12 protein-coding genes are annotated in these 17,461 nt (G+C 56.9%); 7 read left to right on the top strand and 5 right to left on the bottom strand.

Features of this window, described 5'->3' with window-relative positions; genetic code table 11:
• The first annotated feature begins 1 nt into the window (after nucleotide 1).
• Nucleotides 2-619 carry a malonate decarboxylase holo-ACP synthase gene (locus PGQ95_RS10735; protein WP_271032604.1) on the top strand — a complete coding sequence of 206 codons (618 nt, stop codon included), beginning with the start codon at nucleotides 2-4 and terminating at the stop codon, nucleotides 617-619.
• Entirely contained in the window at nucleotides 619-1,521 is a 903-nt protein-coding gene (mdcH, locus tag PGQ95_RS10730; RefSeq protein WP_430918063.1) for a malonate decarboxylase subunit epsilon, read from the top strand. The genes PGQ95_RS10735 and mdcH overlap by 1 nt, the downstream gene beginning before the upstream one ends.
• Here mdcH and PGQ95_RS10725 read toward each other — a convergent pair.
• The 3 genes from PGQ95_RS10725 to PGQ95_RS10715 form a co-directional block, all read right to left on the bottom strand.
• Complete coding sequence (locus PGQ95_RS10725; RefSeq protein WP_113374703.1) at nucleotides 1,511-2,437, bottom strand: LysR family transcriptional regulator; 927 nt, start codon at nucleotides 2,435-2,437, stop codon at nucleotides 1,511-1,513. The two genes, mdcH and PGQ95_RS10725, sit on opposite strands and share 11 nt — an antisense overlap.
• 157 nt (nucleotides 2,438-2,594) lie before the next feature.
• Nucleotides 2,595-4,250 (bottom strand): malate dehydrogenase (quinone), encoded by a 1,656-nt coding sequence (gene mqo / locus PGQ95_RS10720; RefSeq protein ID WP_430915212.1) that lies wholly within the window; start codon nucleotides 4,248-4,250, stop codon nucleotides 2,595-2,597.
• 243 nt (nucleotides 4,251-4,493) lie between these two features.
• Nucleotides 4,494-5,414, bottom strand: a complete 921-nt coding sequence (locus PGQ95_RS10715) for an N-acetylmuramic acid 6-phosphate etherase (protein WP_430918022.1) — start codon at nucleotides 5,412-5,414, stop codon at nucleotides 4,494-4,496.
• A gap of 304 nt (nucleotides 5,415-5,718) precedes the next feature.
• On the opposite strand from PGQ95_RS10715, the gene PGQ95_RS10710 reads away from it, so the two are divergent.
• Together PGQ95_RS10710 and dcuR are read left to right on the top strand one after the other, a co-directional pair.
• Nucleotides 5,719-7,335 (top strand): sensor histidine kinase, encoded by a 1,617-nt coding sequence (locus tag PGQ95_RS10710; RefSeq protein ID WP_087858520.1) that lies wholly within the window; start codon nucleotides 5,719-5,721, stop codon nucleotides 7,333-7,335.
• Nucleotides 7,332-8,051 carry a two-component system response regulator DcuR gene (gene dcuR / locus PGQ95_RS10705; RefSeq protein WP_087858519.1) on the top strand — a complete coding sequence of 240 codons (720 nt, stop codon included), beginning with the start codon at nucleotides 7,332-7,334 and terminating at the stop codon, nucleotides 8,049-8,051. Before PGQ95_RS10710 ends, dcuR begins: the two co-directional genes overlap by 4 nt.
• Here dcuR and PGQ95_RS10700 read toward each other — a convergent pair.
• Together PGQ95_RS10700 and PGQ95_RS10695 are read right to left on the bottom strand one after the other, a co-directional pair.
• Nucleotides 8,032-8,982: an FAD:protein FMN transferase gene (locus PGQ95_RS10700; protein ID WP_430918020.1), complete on the bottom strand. Its 951-nt coding sequence runs from the start codon at nucleotides 8,980-8,982 to the stop codon at nucleotides 8,032-8,034. The genes dcuR and PGQ95_RS10700 overlap by 20 nt on opposite strands.
• A 62-nt stretch (nucleotides 8,983-9,044) precedes the next feature.
• A complete protein-coding gene (locus PGQ95_RS10695; protein ID WP_430918018.1) occupies nucleotides 9,045-11,822 on the bottom strand; it encodes a flavocytochrome c in 2,778 nt (925 codons plus the stop codon).
• Between the two features lie 639 nt (nucleotides 11,823-12,461).
• Between PGQ95_RS10695 and PGQ95_RS10690 the strand changes: the two genes are divergently transcribed.
• The 3 genes from PGQ95_RS10690 to PGQ95_RS10680 all read left to right on the top strand — a co-directional run bounded on the left by PGQ95_RS10690 (nucleotide 12,462) and on the right by PGQ95_RS10680 (nucleotide 17,441).
• Complete coding sequence (locus PGQ95_RS10690; RefSeq protein WP_032707943.1) at nucleotides 12,462-13,967, top strand: anion permease; 1,506 nt, start codon at nucleotides 12,462-12,464, stop codon at nucleotides 13,965-13,967.
• 55 nt (nucleotides 13,968-14,022) lie between these two features.
• On the top strand, nucleotides 14,023-15,675 hold the full coding sequence (fumA, locus tag PGQ95_RS10685) for a class I fumarate hydratase FumA (protein ID WP_430918016.1): 1,653 nt from the start codon (nucleotides 14,023-14,025) through the stop codon (nucleotides 15,673-15,675).
• A gap of 149 nt (nucleotides 15,676-15,824) precedes the next feature.
• Nucleotides 15,825-17,441, top strand: coding sequence for a mechanosensitive ion channel family protein (locus tag PGQ95_RS10680; RefSeq protein ID WP_271032610.1), 1,617 nt, complete (start codon nucleotides 15,825-15,827; stop codon nucleotides 17,439-17,441).
• Nucleotides 17,442-17,461: the final 20 nt, after the last annotated feature.

Raw genomic sequence — 17,461 nt, 5'->3', positions numbered from 1 at the left:
CATGTCATCAACGCCGCGTCCCCACGATTTAGTTTGGTTAAACCACGCCAGCGCCCTGGAAGACATTGCCGAGCCGTGGGTGGTTCAGCAGTGGCGAGCCGCGCTGCCGGTGGTGGTGAGACGCGACGTTGACGGCCAGGCCCGCATCCCGGTTGGGGTGCGGGGCATGAAGCGCGAACAACGCGCCGCCGGCTGGGTTCAGCCGCACAATATCGTGCGCAGCGTCAGCCCGGAGATGCTTGTTGAGCGTGAGGTCTTACTCCATTCGCCTTTTGTTTCGCAGCCGCCGATCCAGGCGGCTATCGCCCTTACCTTACACCGCTGGCCCTGGCGCTGGGGCATCACCGGTAGTACCGGCTACGCGCTGGCAACCGAAATCCCGGTGCTGCATGCGGCAAGCGATCTGGATCTGCTGATCCGCGCGCCGCAGCCGCTGGACCGCGAGGCATTGCTGGAATGGCAGGCCCGAGTTGCCCAACTACCGTGCCGCGCCGATACCCAGGTAGAAACGCCCTACGGCGCCTTCGCCCTTAATGAGTGGCTGCGCGATGGCCGCGCGCTACTGAAAACATCCCGCGGCGCACGCTTAACCGCGACGCCGTGGCACAGGGAGGAATGATGAAGATTATATTTACTTTTCCCGGTCAGGGCGGCCAGCGCCCCGCAATGCTGGCGGCAATCCCCGATCGCGAGGCTATCCTCTCCCAGGCGCGCGCCGTGCTGGGGGATGAAGTCGATACTCTCGATAGCGCCGACGCGCTAAAGCATACCCGTGCAGTACAACTCTGTCTGCTGATCGCCGGAGTAGCCTGGGCGCGCGAACTACAACGCCAGGGCGTGGATCCGCAGATGGTCAGCGGGCTCTCTATCGGCGCGTTTCCGGCAGCGGTGATTGCCGGCGCGCTCGATTTCGCCAGCGCGCTGCGCCTGGTGGCGCTACGCGGTGATTTAATGGAGCAGGCTTATCCCGAAGGTTACGGGCTGACGGCGATTATGGGGCTGACCCGCCCACGGGTTGAGGCGCTGATGGACGGCCATGAGGTTTATCTCGCCAACCTGAATGCCGAAACGCAGATAGTGATCGCCGGGCGCGATGAAGCCATGGCCGAGGTAGCGCAGCTGGCGCTGCAGGCTGGCGCCAGTAAAGCCCAACGGTTGGCGGTCAGCGTGCCGTCGCACTGCGCGCTGTTGGCTAAACCTGCCGCCGCCCTGGCAAAAGCCTTTACCGACGTCACCTTAACGCGCCCTCAGCGCGCCTATTTAAGCGGCTCGACGGCGCGCGTGCTGTGGGATCCGCTGCGGATCGCCGACGATCTGGCGATGAACATGGCGCGCACCGTACATTGGCAGGAGGCGATGATCGCCGCCGATGAACGCGACGCGAGGCTGGCAATCGAGATGCCGCCCGGCGGCGTGCTCACCTGCCTGGCCCGCCAGGCGGGCTGGCGCGGCGAGACCATTTCGCTGGAGCGCAGCGGCGTGGACGTCGCCCGCCATCTGGCGCAGCGGCTTAGCGATTAATACTGCGGGCGTACATGCGCCCTTCCGCCGCCAGCGCCAGCAGGTCGGCATCACGCTCGCGATGGTGTGAATAGACGATAGAGATCAGCTGGCGCATCTGATAGGGTTCCGCCAGCTTTAACAGCTGGACATCGTTTTCATAGACTTTCTTCATCCGCCCCGGCAGCAGCGCGAAGCCCACGCCCGCCTGCACCAGGCTTATCATCGAAAAGATATCATTCACCCTGGTCACAATTTCCGGCTCAAAACCGGCTACCTGAAAGGCCTCCTGAAACCCGGCATAAGTCGCAAATCCTTCCGCCAGCGAGACAAACTTGCGATCGGCGTAATCGCGTAGATCGGCGAGCTGCGAGGTATCCAGCTGTTCCGTCGCCGGCGCGGCGAGAAAGATATCGTCTTCAAACAGCGGCACTACGTCGAAAGCCGAATTATTGTATTCGCCCTCATTGGTCGCGATTAATATAGCGTCAAGGGCATCGTCTTCCAGCATATCCAGCAGCATCTGATTGGAGCCCATCGTCAGATCCAGTTCAAGCTCCGGGCGGCGTAATTTCATCCCCATAATGATGCGCGGAACGGTTTCCAGCGTCAGCGAATAGAGTGTACCGATGCGCAATCGCCCCTGACCGACGCCGGCGACTTTACGCGTCGCCTCAAGCCCGCGGCTCATCAGACTCATCACATCCTGGCAGTATTCGAGCAGCGTCCACGCCGCCTGCAGCGGCAGCAGGTTGCGCCCTTTGTGAACAAACAGCGGGCAGCCGACACCCTCTTCGAGCGTATGCAGCGCGCGGTGAACGCTAACGCTGCTGAGCTTCATGGCTTCGGCGGTTCTGGCGATATTGCCCTTCGCCATAAACATCATAAAGACCGATAGCTTGCGGAAGGTGATCTCCTGGTTAATATCGTCTCTCATAGCCCTTCCACACTCCTGGTTTAATTTTCTTTTTCAATTCAAACCAGTATATCTTTTATGAGGCCAAAGTTGCAGGCAGCGCGCGGCCTCAGCCGGTAAATAACGCAAAAAAGGGAAGACCATGGTCTTCCCTTTTGTTCACTGCCCGGATGCGTCGTTACAGCGCCATATCGTGCTGCGGCGAGGCTTCGCGCGGCGTCTCTGCCGGTTTGGCGGTCGCGGTCGGCGCGGACTCTGGCATCTGAATAACCGGAGGCTTGGTCAGTTGCAGCGCCGCGGCGGTGTCATCCCAAACCTGCTGGGTCAACGCCACGTTGCCGTTTAACTTCTCGCCGTAGCTCGGCACGATAGCGCGAATGCGGCTCTGCCATTCCGGCGAGTTAAACTGCTGCGGGAACATCTGCTTGAGAACGTTCAGGGTGATCGGCGCGGCGGTGGAAGCACCCGGCGATGCGCCGAGCAGCGCAGAAATCGTTTTCTGCTGATCGACCACCACTTCGGTACCGAGCTTCAGCACACCGCCCTTCTCTGCGTCTTTTTTGATGATCTGCACGCGCTGACCGGCCTGAATCAGTTTCCAGTCTTCTTTGCGCGCGTTCGGGTAGTACTCTTTTAGCGCCGCAAAGCGGTCATCATCGTTGAGCATAACCTGGCTAATCAGGTACTTCACCAGATCGAAGTTGTCGAGGCCAACGTGGGTCATCGGCAGTACGTTGCTGGTGGTGGTGGTGCTCAGCAGATCGAAGAACGAACCGTTTTTCAGGAACTTGGTGGAGAAGGTGGCGAATGGCCCGAACAGCACCACGCGCTTACCATCGAGGTAGCGAGCATCCAGATGCGGTACCGACATCGGCGGCGCGCCAACCGAGGCCTGACCATAAACTTTCTGCTGGTGCAGTTTAGTCAACTCCGGGTTTTCGGTCATCAGGAACGAGCCGCCTACCGGGAAGCCCGCATAGTTGTCCGCTTCCGGAATACCGGTTTTCTGCAGCAACTTAAGCGCGCCGCCGCCGGCGCCGATGAAGACATATTTGGCGTCGATAGCCTGTTCTTCACCGCTCTTCACGTTCTTAATCGTCACGTGCCAGGAGTTGTCGGCATTGCGTTTGAAATCGGTGACTTCAGAAGAGGTCTGCAGCGAGAAATTGCTGCTCTTTTTCAGGCTGCCGATTAGCTGACGGGTAATTTCGCCGTAGTTCACGTCGGTACCGACCGGCGTCCAGGTGGCAGCCACTTTTTGCTGCGGATCGCGTCCTTCCATGACCAACGGCGCCCACTGTTTAATTTGCGCGTGATCGGTGGAGAATTTCATTCCCTGGAATAAGGTGGTCTGCTGCAGTGCGTTATAACGCTTTTGCAGATAATCAACATTATCGCCCCACACGAAACTCATATGCGGCGTGGAATTAATAAACGAGTGCGGGTCGTGCAAAATACCGCGTTTAACCTGCGCCGACCAGAACTGGCGCGAAATCATAAACTGTTCGTTGATATCCAGCGCCTTGCTAACATCAATAGAACCGTCCGCACGCTGCGGCGTGTAGTTCAGTTCCATATTCGCCGAGTGACCGGTACCGGCGTTATTCCAGCCGTTGGAGGATTCCAGCGCGACGCCGTCGAGTTTCTCCACCATCACCTGTTTCCACTCCGGCTGCAGTTCCTGCAGCCAGGTGCCCAGCGAGGCGCTCATGATGCCGCCGCCGATCAGCAGAAAGTCAGTTTTTTTCGAGGTATCGCCATTAGCATAGGTCGCCGTACTGACGAACATCGCTAATGCGGTCATAGATATAATCGTTTTTTTAATTGCAGGCATAATAGAAATATCGCGTAGCAAAAGTGTAATAAGAGCCGTCATATTAACGCACTTTTACTTTATTTTAAAATATCATTTACACTTCGATATTTTAATCAAACAGTTTTTTAACTTAAAAAAGCAGATTATTTATTTCACGGGCATTTATTGTGAAAATAGCGGCGGAAAATCAGGATTATTCAGGCGATAAGAAATATGGCGCCGGTTTATTTAGTTATTTAACAAACCGGCGCGGCGAGGAGTTTAATTGACGTTACTTGGCGTTTTCTCTTGTGCTTCACGTAAGGCGATACGCAAATGGTTGTTGTTTTCGCTGAGTAGATCCCGTGCCTGCCAGGCATCGAGCCCCGTCATCAGCATCAGAATCGCCGTCCGACAATGCTGATTGCAACTGGCCAACGCGGCTTTAGCTTGCGCGCGCGTACACTCTGCGGCGGCCATCACCATGGCGATTTGTCGCTCCTCCCAGCGCGGGCTGGTTGCCTGTAGATCAACGCGCAGGTTGCCGAACACCCTGCCGCTGCGTACCGCCAGGCCAGTGGTTAACAGGGTGAGGATCTGCCGCTGCGCCAGTTGCGCTTTCGGGTTGCCATAACCCGCCACCGCTTCCGGCCCGGTCTGCGGCGCAATCATAATATCCGCCAGCTGCGCGGCTTCGCTATCAGGCTGCTGCGTCAGGATAGCAATCGGTGTGCCCAGCGACCAGGCGTGACGCATAGTCCCCCACACCCACGGCGTTTTGCCGCTGACGGTGAGCGCCAGCAGCATATCGTTGGCGCTCAAGGACAATAGCTGCATATCCCGTAAGCCCGCGTCATAATCGTTAGCCGCCCGCTCGGCGGCCTGCAGCGCGCTCCCTTCACCACCGGCGATCATCGCCACCAGTGAGTGATTGGCTTCAGGGGAATAGTCATTAACCGTTTGCAACGCCGCCTGCCCGGATGCCCCGGCGCCAACGATCACCAGCCGTCCTCCCCGGCTCAGAGTCGCCGCGGCGTTATCCACCAGCCGGGTAATCTGCGGCAGGCAGGCATCGATAGCAACGGCTATCTGTTTGTTATCCTGCTGCAGCAGGGTCAGCATATCGAGGGTGGCGAGCGTATCGATATGGCGCGTTTGCGGGTGGCGTCGTTCCAGCATTGATGCGGTTGGCTTACTGCTCATAAAACCTCCATTTAAAACCGAACTCACTGCGGCTACATCAACAGCGGTGAAATATCCATTCATTCATCACGGCTATTTGATTGATGCAGCCAGTGTAAAGCCTTCATCCACGGCTTTACCGCCACGGGGGTCACAGTTTGTTCACTCGACACCTAATCGCGGCGCGACTGCGCGTTATCCGAGCATGAGGGCTACGCATGTCAGGCAGCGGATATCCAGAAAGCGGTTTTACTGTTATTACACGGCTTTATGAAAGCCGCCCTATCGGCGATAATGATCGTTCAACGAATCGATCGGGGTTGTCATGAAGGAAGCCGAGCTACAGCCGCCCGCCCGCAAGCGCGCCCGCAACCTGAAATTAAGTACCGCCGTCACGCTAATGATTGGCAGCGTTATCGGCGCGGTGCTTCTGCTGGTCTACGCGCTATGGTTTATGCAGATCAGCAACGCCACCCGCGACGGCTTAAAAGAGACGGCGCTGGCGGTGGCCCGCACCATGGCCGATATGCCGCAGGTAAAGCGTGGTCTCGGCGAGCCGCCGCAGAGTAATATCATTCAGCCGCTGGCGCAGGCCATTACCCGGCGTAACGATCTGCTTTACGCGATTGTGACCGACATGCGCGGCATTCGCTATTCGCATCCTGATAGCGCCATCATCGGTAAACCGTTTATCGGCGAGGATATCCGCCCGACCCTCGCCGGGCGGGAAAACGTGGCGATTAACCACGGCGTACTGGCGCCGGCGCTGCGCGTGTTCACCCCGGTATTCAATGAACAACATCAGCAGATTGGCGTGGTGGTGGTAGGTATTTCGCTGAGTAAAGTCGACGAACAGATCGCCAATAGCCGCTGGGACGTCCTGCTGACCATTCTGTTCAGCGCGCTGGTCTGCGCTATCGGCACCTGGAGCCTGGTACGCGGCTTGAAACGCATTCTGCTCGGGCTGGAGCCGCAGGATATCTCCACCCAGTTTCAGCAGCGCCAGGCGATGCTGCACTCGCTGAAAGAAGGCGTGATCGCCGTGGATAGCAGCGGCCAGGTCACGCTGATTAACCCGGCCGCCCGCGGCATGTTACTCAGCGGGCCGGATAAAAGCATCGATCGCACCCCGCTGCTGGCGGACTTGCAGGAAGTTTTGCGCAGCGGTGAACCCATTTATGACCGCGCGCTCGGCTGTAATGGCTTGTTGCTGATCAGCAATACCGTCCCGGTGCGCAGCCAGAACGCCATCGTCGGCGCCATCAGCACCTTCCGCGATAAGACCGAGATGAGTCAACTGGTGCAGCGTCTGGACGGCATGATGAGCTACGTTGATGCCCTGCGCACCACTTCGCACGAGTTTATGAACAAGCTGCACGTGATCCTCGGCCTGCTGAATATGAAAAGCTATGACAAGCTGGAAGAATACGTGCTGCAGACCGCCCATGCCTATCAGGCCGACATCGGCGAAATTCAGCACCGGATAAAATCGCCGGTGGTCGCCGGCTTCCTGATTGGTAAAATCCAGCGCGCCAAAGAGCGAGGCTTCTCTTTGAACCTCGCCGAAGAGAGCCTGGTGCCGGATTGCCCCAATGAAAAACAGGTCACCGTACTGGTGACGGTGTTAGGCAATCTGATTGAAAATGCGCTGGACGCGATGAGCGGCCAGACGGAAGGCGAAGTGAGCCTGCTATTGCACTATCAGGATGGCTGGCTAAGCGGTGAAGTGAGCGACGACGGCCCGGGGATCCCGGCGGCTAATATCGACGCCATCTTTAATAAGGGCTTCTCCACCAAAGGCGAGAATCGCGGCGTCGGCCTGTTTCTCGCCAACCAGCAGCTCCACGAACTCGGCGGCACGTTGTCCGTCGAGTCCGAGCCTGGCGTATTTACTCAATTTTTTGTTCACCTGCCCTGGGATAGTAAAAGGAAAAAAGCGTGATAAATGTATTAATTGTTGACGACGATGCGATGGTTGCCGAGCTGAACCGCCTGTACGTGGCGCGCATCCCCGGTTTCAGCTGCTGCGGCACCGCGTCGACGCTCGGCAAAGCCCAGGAGATGATTAACGACCCGCAGATGGCGATCGATTTGGTGCTGCTGGACGTTTACATGCAGCAGGATAGCGGCCTCGATCTGCTGCCGACCATTCGCGCCAGCGGCCGCGCCATCGACGTGATTATGATAACCTCCGCCGCCGATGCCGCCACCGTTCAAACCGCTATGCACTATGGCGTGGTGGATTATCTGATTAAGCCCTTCCAGTTCCCGCGCTTTGAAGAGGCGCTGACCGCATGGCGTGAAAAACGTAAACTGATGACCGGCCAGCCCTATTACGAGCAGGCGGATGTCGATCGTCTACTGCACGGCGGCACGCCGGAAGCGGTTGACGCGCGTAAGCTGCCGAAAGGCTTAACGGCGCAGACCTTACGCACGCTGTGCCAGTGGATTGATAGCCACCCTGATGTGGAGTTCTCTACCGATGAACTGGCGGCGGCGGTAAATATCTCGCGCGTCTCCTGCCGCAAGTATCTGATCTGGCTCGCGCAGATCAATATTCTCTACACTACCATTCATTACGGCGCGACCGGCCGACCGGTGTACCGCTATCGGCTGGTCGCCGAGCAGTACGGCCTGCTCAAGCAGTACAGTCAGTAATCTGATAGCCGCTGTCGAGCAGTTGAAAGCGGATGCGCTGCGGTGACGACAGAATCACGCCGCGGTTTTTGGTGACAAAAATCGCTTCAATGTCGTCCCGCTGGCGCAGCGCCGCGCAACCCTTCTCCACGCCAAGGCCATACAGCAGCGTGGTCCAGATATCGCCGTCCAGTGAATCCGCGGAAATGACCGTGACGCTGTCGAGTTCGTTATCCAGCGGATAGCCGCTGCGCGGATCGAGGATATGGTGCCAGCGTTTGCCATCCTGCTCGAAATAGCGTTCATAGGTGCCTGAAGTGACAACCGACTGCCCGGCAACGGCAATCGAGCCGATAAGTTCCTGCTCAGCGGCAAAGGGTTTTTTCAGCCCAATCGACCATTCCCCTAACGTATGTACATTGCCGCCGAGGTTAATCAGCGCCTTTTCAATCCCCTGCAGGCCCAGGTAATCGCGTACCCGGTCGGCGATATATCCTTTGGCGATTGCGCCAAGGTCAATTTCCATTCCGGCCTGCGCCAGCCACACGCTCTGCTTTTCGTCATCGAGAATGACATCCTGCGGGCGGGTTAACGGCAGCCGCGCCGCAATATCCGCCGCCGACGGCACGCGATGCCCCTGAAAGCCAATGCGCCACAGTTTAACCAGCGGGCCGATAGCCAGATTAAAGGCGCTGTCGCGCACCACACTGGCGGCTTTAGCGCACTTAATCAGCTGATACACCGGACGGCTAACGGTAACGGGATGATGCCCGGCGGCATGGTTGATATCCATCACTTGCGACTGTGCGCGGTTAACGGTGAGCAGATCTTCGTAGCGTTTAATTAACTGAAAGACGCGGGAGGCCAGCGCCTCATCGTGGGAATAGAGTTTGAGCAGGATGGGCGAGCCCATCAACACGGCGGAGTAGCTATAGACGCGGTTATCGGACATTGGGCTCTCCTTAGAAGGGATAAGCCGGGCGGCTAAGCCAGCCCGGCATCAGCATTTACCTATTATCCTCTGGCACGTTTCGCCGCCTGATGGCCCGCGAGGGTACCGAAGATGATGATATCCGCGACCGCGTTACCGCCGATGCGGTTACCGCCATGGATACCGCCAACCACTTCACCCGCGGCGTAGGCGCCGCGAATCGGCTGCTGCGCCACATTCAGCACTTCGCCATCGGTATTAATGGTCACGCCGCCCATAGTGTGGTGCACCCCTGGGGCAATACGAATGGCGTAGAACGGGCCTTCGTTAATCGGCGCGCGCAGCGCGGTTGTGCGGCCAAACGCTTCATCGTGCTGTTTTTCCACTGCGCCGTTGTAACATTCCAGCGTAGCGAGGAACGCATGGTAATCCATCCCCAGTTTCTCCGCCAGTTCACGCGGCGAGCTGGCGCTGGTGACGAAGCCTTTGGCGATATACTCGTCGGCGGCTTTGTTTTTCGCCCGCACATGCTCGTCGAAGACGATGTAAGCATAGTGTTCCGGCAGCGCGATAATCGCCGCAGACACCTTATCGCGGGTCTCCATCTCGTTGAAGAAGCGGTTCCCCTGCTGGTTAACGAGAATAGCGCCGCCGCCGCGAATCGATTCGGAAATCAGATACGAGGTCTGCTGTTCGACAGTCGGGTGAATTTGAATTTCGCCCATGTCCACGGTGCCGGCGCCAATGCGTTCCAGCAGCGCGATACCGCTACCGGTCGCCCCTTTATGGTTGGTGGTCACGAAGCCTTCGAGGTCAGGACGATATTTCACCACCATCGCGCTGTTGGCGCTGAAGCCGCCGGTCGCCACGATGATGCTTTTGGTCTGCACGTCGATGATCTCTTGTTCATCGTTGATAAGACGCACGCCGCTCACCTCACCGTGGCGCATCAGGATCTCCTCTACCGAGGTATCCAGCAGCACATCGATACCGCGTTTGGTGATATTACGCACCAGACCGCTAATCAGGTAGCCGCCAACCGCCGATCCGTCGCGCGGACGGTGGGTACGGTCGATACTCATCCCGCCGGTGGTGGTAATATCATTAAGCATAATCCCACGGTCCGCCAGCCATTCAATGGCTTGCGGCGCATTTTCAACGAAACGGCGCAGCAGTTGCGGGTTGTTTTTGTTGTGGCCGCCCTTCAGGGTTTCCTGATAGAACAACTCTTTACTGTCCTGAATACCTTTGACGCGCTGGAAGCGGGTTTCCGCGGCGTTCATCCCGGCGGAAGCTTTGATGGTGTTGCCGCCAATAGTCGGCATTTTTTCGACGATCAGCACGCTGGCGCCTTCGTCGTGGGCCTGAATCGCCGCGGCCAGACCGGCGCCGCCGCTCCCCACCACCACAACGTCATAGCTTTTCGGCGCGACATCGTTGCCGCCCTCTTCCGCGGCCAGCGCTTTGCTGGATTTCAGCATCGCTTTGGACACCGCTTTTTTCACCGCTTCGCTCTGGCTGGTCGCGCCGGAGATAGCATCGACGTGCGGCGTGTTGGCGGTCAGAATACGTTCGCGGATCTCTTCGAAGCTGGTGGTAAATTCAACGCTCTGCACTGGGCTGGCGGCCAGCTCGATATCCGCAATGCGATCGTTTTCGAGGCTGACGTTAATGACCAGCTCGTTGGCATCGTCCTGAACGGTTTCGACAAACATCCCCGGTTTAAATTTCGCGTCGCCCATGCTCATGTCGCGGATCATCGCCTCGACCAGCGAGAAACGCCACAGCGGTTCCGGAATATGCAGCGCCTCGCGCTGGGTGCTGTCGATAAAGAGTTCCAGCTCTTCGCCGGCGGCGATACGTGAAGCCCAGTCCGGATAGGCGATGCAAGCGCGGCCGACGGCCATCAGATCATAACCGTGATCGAGGCCCTGTTCGGCGTCGGCTGCGTTAACCACCCCGCCGACGCCCATCACCGGCACCTGCGCCAGCGTTTCAGAACGCATGGCGCAGTACTTTTCAATCAGCGGCGTCGGATCGCTGGTATCTACGATAGACGGGCGCAGCGTCGCGCCAACCGAGAAGTGCAGGTAATCAACGCCGCGGGCGGCCAGTTTCTCCAGCAGATACATGGTGTCATCGAAGCGGATCCCCGGGACTTCCATCTCTTCCGGCGAGAAGCGATAGCCGATAATAAAGGCATCGTCAGCGTACTGACGGGCCATTTTATGCGTGATGTCCAGTACCGCCAACGGGAATCTGGCGCGGTTGTCGCGGCTGCCGCCCCACTCATCGTCACGCTGGTTGGAGTTCGGCGAATAGAACTGTTGAATAAGATAGGTGTTGGCGCCGTGGATTTCGACGCCGTCGAAACCGGCGAGAATGGCGCGGCGAACGCCGTCGCCAAATTTGGCAATCATGCCTTCGACTTCTTCACCACTGAGGGCGCGCGGCATAGCGGCGCCGTCGCGCGGCGCGGCAATGGCGCTCGGCGCCACCGGCTGGCGACCGCCAATCAACTGTGGGTCAACCATGCGGCCGCCGTGGTAAATCTGCAGAATCGCTTTTGAGCCTTCCGCTTTAATCGCTTCGGCGATTTTCGCCAACCCGGCGATTTTTTCATCGTTATCAATGCCGATAGCGCCCGGGAAGGCCAGACCATAATCATCAATAAAGCAGCATTCAACGATGATAGTTCCGATGCTGCCAGCGCGGGCGCGATAGTATTCAACGAGCTCGCTGGTGACGGTACCATCGAAATAACCGGTGCAGGTGGTCATTGGCGCCATTAGCAAACGGTTTTTCAGTTCAGTCCCATTCGGTAAAGTAAATGGCTGCAGAATTCGTTCGTTACTGGTCATATTAATACTCCAGATTTTAAATATTGAAATTCAGAATTGGGTGACGGAAATTTTATTGATTGTTTATTTTCATTCCTGTTGTCATGCCAATAATATAGCGTGTTTTTTAGTTACTAAATTAATTACGTTAGTTAAAAAACTATTTAATACCTGCAATAACAGCAATACCTCCATTGTATTATTAAATTTATATACCGCATTTACATAATACAAATGAATGATAACATTTCGGTCACTTTTGTTAACGCTAGAAAAACACGCAAAACAAAAATAAAACACGAAATTTCAATAACTTAAATAATTAATTGCTTTAGCCATTTATTATTTTTTAAGCGTTCCCTTAACAATTGACGTTTCTTGCGGATAATAACCACATCATCATATGTGGTTATTGCCAAACGAAAAAAAAGATCCAGATCACCTGTTTTTTTTGATCTCGATCAATTGCAATGCAACGTGAAAGCGCAATATATAAATACCCAATGAATTTAATTTAACGCCGCGAAAAACGCGTTAAATAACCGTTTAAGCAATAAGCAATCTCGACCATTAATAATTAAAGAAACTTTCGCAACTAAAAAAATCGAGTGTTGTAAGCGAAGACGGAACCGTATTTTCAACTACTAGCAGATACTCATTATGAAAGAGAAAAAGACAACCATACCGCCTGCCGGTGCCGCGTCTAACGCGGCGTATAAACGTCTGATCATGATGGCGTTGCCCATTATCGTCGCCGTACTGCTGCTGTTCGTCCCGGTGCCTGACGGCTTACCGCCTTTCGCCTGGCACTATTTTGCTATCTTCGTCGGCGTCATCGTCGGCCTTATCTTCGAACCGCTGCCGGGCGCCGTTATCGGTATCACCGGGGTGGTGGTGATTGCTTTATGTAGCCAGTGGCTGCTGTTCAGCCCGGAACAGATGGCGGCGCCAAGCTTTAAGCTGGCCGGCGCGTCATTTAAATGGGCGGTGAGCGGCTTTGGCAACTCTACCGTGTGGCTTATCTTCGGCGCGTTCATGTTCGCCGCGGGCTATGACAAAACCCAGTTCGGCCGCCGTCTGGCGCTGATTCTGGTAAAATATCTTGGCCGCCGCAGCCTGACGCTGGGCTACGCCATTACCTTCGCTGACCTGCTGCTGGCGCCGTTTACTCCGTCCAACACCGCACGTAGCGGCGGGACCATCTACCCTATTATCGCTAACCTGCCGCCGCTGTACGGTTCTAAACCTAACGATCCGAGCGCACGCCGTATTGGCTCTTATCTGATGTGGGTAGCCATTACCGCCGCCTGTATCACCAGTTCTATGTTCCTGTCGGCGCTGGCGCCGAACCTGCTGGCGCTGGCGCTGGTAAAAAGCATCGTCGGTATCAACATCTCCTGGGGGACCTGGTTTATCGCCTTCCTGCCGCTCGGTATCCTGTTGATTCTGGCCATGCCGCTGCTGGCGTACTGGTTCTATCCGCCAGAAGTTAAAATCAATAACGAAGTACCGCTGTGGGCCGCTCGTGAATTAGAGAAACTGGGCAAACTGTCGCGCAATGAAATCCTGCTGCTGGTGTTTGTTTGCTTCGCGCTGATGATGTGGATCTTCGCCGCCGACTGGATTGAACCGGCGCTGGCTGCTCTGCTGGTTATCGTGCTGATGCTGTGGACCGGCGTGCTGTCCTGGAGCGATATCACCAATAACAAAGCGGCATGGAATACCTTTGTCTGGTTCGCCACGCTGGTCGCGCTGGCTGACGGTCTTTCCTCCACAGGCTTCATCGCCTGGCTGGGTAAAGAAGGCGGCGCGCTGATGAGCGGTATTTCTCCGGGCGTTGCGACCATCGTCCTGCTGCTGGCGTTCTATCTGCTGCACTACCTGTTCGCCAGTACCACCGCGCACACTACCGCGCTGCTGCCGGCCATGCTGACCATCGCTTCGACTATCCCGGGAATGAATATGGAAGTCTTCGTCCTGCTGATGGTGACCTCGCTGGGCGTGATGGGCATCATCACTCCGTACGGTACCGGCCCGAGCCCGATTTACTACGGCAGCGGCTATCTGCCGACCAAAGATTACTGGCGCCTCGGCACCATCTTCGGCGCCATCTTCCTGGCCGCCCTGCTGCTGATTGGCTATCCGTGGATGTCCATGATGTTCTGATTCATAACCGCCGGGTCTTCCCCCGGCGGTTTTTATCTTTATGGAGTATGTGAATATGTCGACGAAACCCTTTGTTTATCAAGACCCGTTCCCGATGGCGCATGACGATACCGAATACTATTTGCTCAGCAAAGAGCACGTCTCCGTCGCCGAATTCGATGGTCAGGAAGTATTGAAAGTTGAACCACAGGCGTTAACCCTGCTGGCGCAGCAGGCCTTCCACGATGCCGCTTTCATGCTGCGCGTCTCACATCAGCAGCAGGTCGCGGCCATCCTGCTCGACCCGCAGGCCAGCGAAAACGACAAATACGTCGCGCTGCAATTCCTGCGTAATTCCGAAATCGCCGCCAAAGGCATTCTGCCAACCTGCCAGGATACCGGCACCGCCATCATCATGGGTAAAAAAGGCCAGCGCGTATGGACCGGCGGCGGCGATGAAGCCGCGCTGGCGCAGGGCGTCTATAACACCTATACGGAAGACAACCTGCGTTACTCGCAGAATGCGCCGCTGGATATGTATAAAGAGGTCAACACCGGCACCAACCTGCCGGCGCAGATCGATCTCTACAGCGTCGATGGCGACGAATATAAATTCCTGTGTATGGCGAAAGGCGGCGGTTCCGCCAACAAAACCTATCTGTACCAGGAAACCAAAGCGTTAATCACCCCGGCGAAGCTGAAAAACTACCTCGTCGAGAAGATGCGTACCCTCGGTACCGCGGCCTGCCCGCCCTACCACATCGCCTTTGTGATTGGCGGCACCTCGGCGGAAGCGACGCTGAAGACCGTTAAGCTGGCTTCCGCCCGCTACTATGACGACCTGCCGACCGCGGGCAACGAGCACGGTCAGGCCTTCCGCGATGTGCAACTGGAGCAAGAGCTGCTGCAAGAAGCGCAAAACCTCGGTCTCGGCGCGCAGTTCGGCGGGAAATATTTCGCCCACGATATCCGCGTCATCCGTCTGCCGCGCCACGGCGCTTCGTGCCCGATCGGCATGGGCGTCTCCTGCTCCGCCGACCGCAATATCAAAGCTAAAATCAACCGCGACGGCATCTGGATTGAAAAACTGGAAAGCAACCCGGGGAAATACATTCCTGAACACCTGCGCCAGCAGGGCGAAGGCAATGTGGTTAGTATCAACCTGAACCAGCCGATGAGCGAGATCCTCACGCAGCTGTCGGCGCACCCGGTCTCCACGCGTCTGAGCCTTAACGGCACCATTATCGTGGCCCGCGACATTGCCCACGCTAAGCTGAAGGAACTTATCGATAACGGCGAAGCGCTGCCGCAGTACGTGAAAGATCACCCGATCTACTATGCCGGCCCGGCCAAAACGCCGGCCGGTTATGCCTCCGGTTCCCTCGGTCCGACCACCGCGGGACGTATGGATTCTTATGTCGATCTGCTGCAATCGCACGGCGCCAGCATGGTGATGCTGGCCAAAGGCAACCGCAGCCAGCAGGTGACCGATGCCTGCCATAAACACGGGGGATTCTACCTCGGCAGTATTGGCGGCCCGGCGGCAGTCCTCGCGCAACAGAGCATTAAGAGCCTCGAGTGCGTGGCTTATCCGGAGCTGGGAATGGAAGCTATCTGGAAAATCGAAGTCGAAGATTTCCCGGCCTTTATTCTCGTTGATGATAAAGGTAACGATTTCTTCCAACAGATCCAAAATCAGCAGTGCGCCGGGTGTAAACAACACGGCTAATTCCCTCCCCGCCCGGCGGCTCATCGTCGGGCGTATTCTCCCCCTTTATTCTTGAATTCACCCGACGCTGAACTATGCTCAATCCAGCAGCCGCTCAGAGTTTGACCAGCTGAAAAATAACAATAAATCCCCCTTTTCCGGTGTCGCATATGAACAGGATCCAGGCGTTATTAACGGCGTGTTTTCTGCTTTGGCTGGCCTTTCCGCTTTCGGCGGCAGAACCTCGTCAGCAGCCCACCGCTCGCGAGCAGGCGCGAACCGTCGCGATTTTCCATCAACCGATCGTCATGCTACAGGCTACATTCGGCCAGACCACGCCGGAAGAACGGGTTCTGCGCATCCGCAATACGCTACGCGCCTTCACCGAGGCCGATATCAGCCAGCCGCTGCAGGTGGTGCCAGTCACCCGCTACAACCAGCCGGGGCGGCTGTTTCTGATGAATGGCAAACCTATTATGTTGCTAAGCCAGGCCGACCTTGATGAAGGCGACGATCTTACCCTCGATCAGGCGGCGCAGCGCGTTCTTGCCCGTATGGAAGCGCAACGGACGTCGCTGCGTGAACAGTACAATACCCGCTATCTGCTGCTGGCGGCGTTAAAATCCGCCGCCGGCGCGTTGCTCCTCGCCCTGGCTGGTTATCTCGCGTTCCGTTCGTGGCGTCGAGTACGGCGCTTTTTCCATCTGCGGATCCTCGAAAAACGCAGCATGATCCCACATAACTGGCGGCGTTTTCTCGGCAACATTGAAAGCCGGTTATACGCGCTGCTGGTCCTACTGCTTGGGGTACTGGCGGGTTATGTCTGGCTGAGTTGGGTATTCAGCCTGTTTCCGTGGACCCGGGTATGGGGAGAATCGCTCGGTGAGTGGTCGGTAGGGGTAATTCGTGATATTTCGCTGTCCATCGTGTCGGCGCTGCCGGGATTGATGATCGTACTGCTTATCTTTCTGATTACGTGGTTTATCATCCGCCTGCTGAAGGTGGTGTTGGATCAGGTCGCCGCCGGGCGTCTGCAGATCCCCGGTCTGCATCCGGAAACCGTCGGCGCCACGCGAAAGCTTATCGCCGTGGTTATCTGGCTCTTTGCGCTATCCGCCGCCTATCCTTTCTTGCCTGGCGCAAACTCTCTGGCCTTCAAGGGGATTAGCGTGTTCTTCGGCCTGATGTTGACGCTGGGCTCAGCGGGGGTGATGAATCACGCCATGAGCGGACTTGTGCTGATTTATACCCGCGCGCTGCATAAAGGCGACTGGATCCGCATCGCCGATAACGAAGGCCAGGTCAGCGAGATCGGCATGCTGGCGACCAAAATCCTGACCCGCGAGAACTATATTGTCACCCTGCCGAACGCGGTGGTGGTCAGCGGTAAAATCACCAATCTCAGCGCCAATGACCCGCAACAGGGAATCAACCTCACCACCGGCGTGACCATTGGTTACGACACGCCGTGGCGGCAGGTACAGGCGATGCTGGAACTGGCGGCCCACCGCGCCCAGGGAGTGGATCATCAGGTGGCGCCGGTGGTTCGCAAACTGGGATTGCTCGACTGGTATACGTCGTATGAACTGCAGGTGCGGCTGTTACCGGAAACGACGCTGCCGGAGGGGCGCAACGCGCTGCACAGCAGCATTATCGATGTGTTTAACGAATTTGGCGTGCAGATTATGTCGCCCAATTTTGTCATGCAACCGAAAGGCGCGGTGGTGGTCGCCAAAGAGGATTGGTATACCGCCCCGGCCGTCGCGCCGCAGGAGCGCGACAGGTAACATCATCCCACGACGACGCA

This window comes from Klebsiella sp. 141240 (assembly GCF_050600805.1).
Lineage (GTDB): Bacteria > Pseudomonadota > Gammaproteobacteria > Enterobacterales > Enterobacteriaceae > Klebsiella > Klebsiella aerogenes.
The sequence above is the reverse complement of the archived record's forward strand: the minus strand, read 5'-3'. Positions and strand labels throughout refer to the sequence as shown.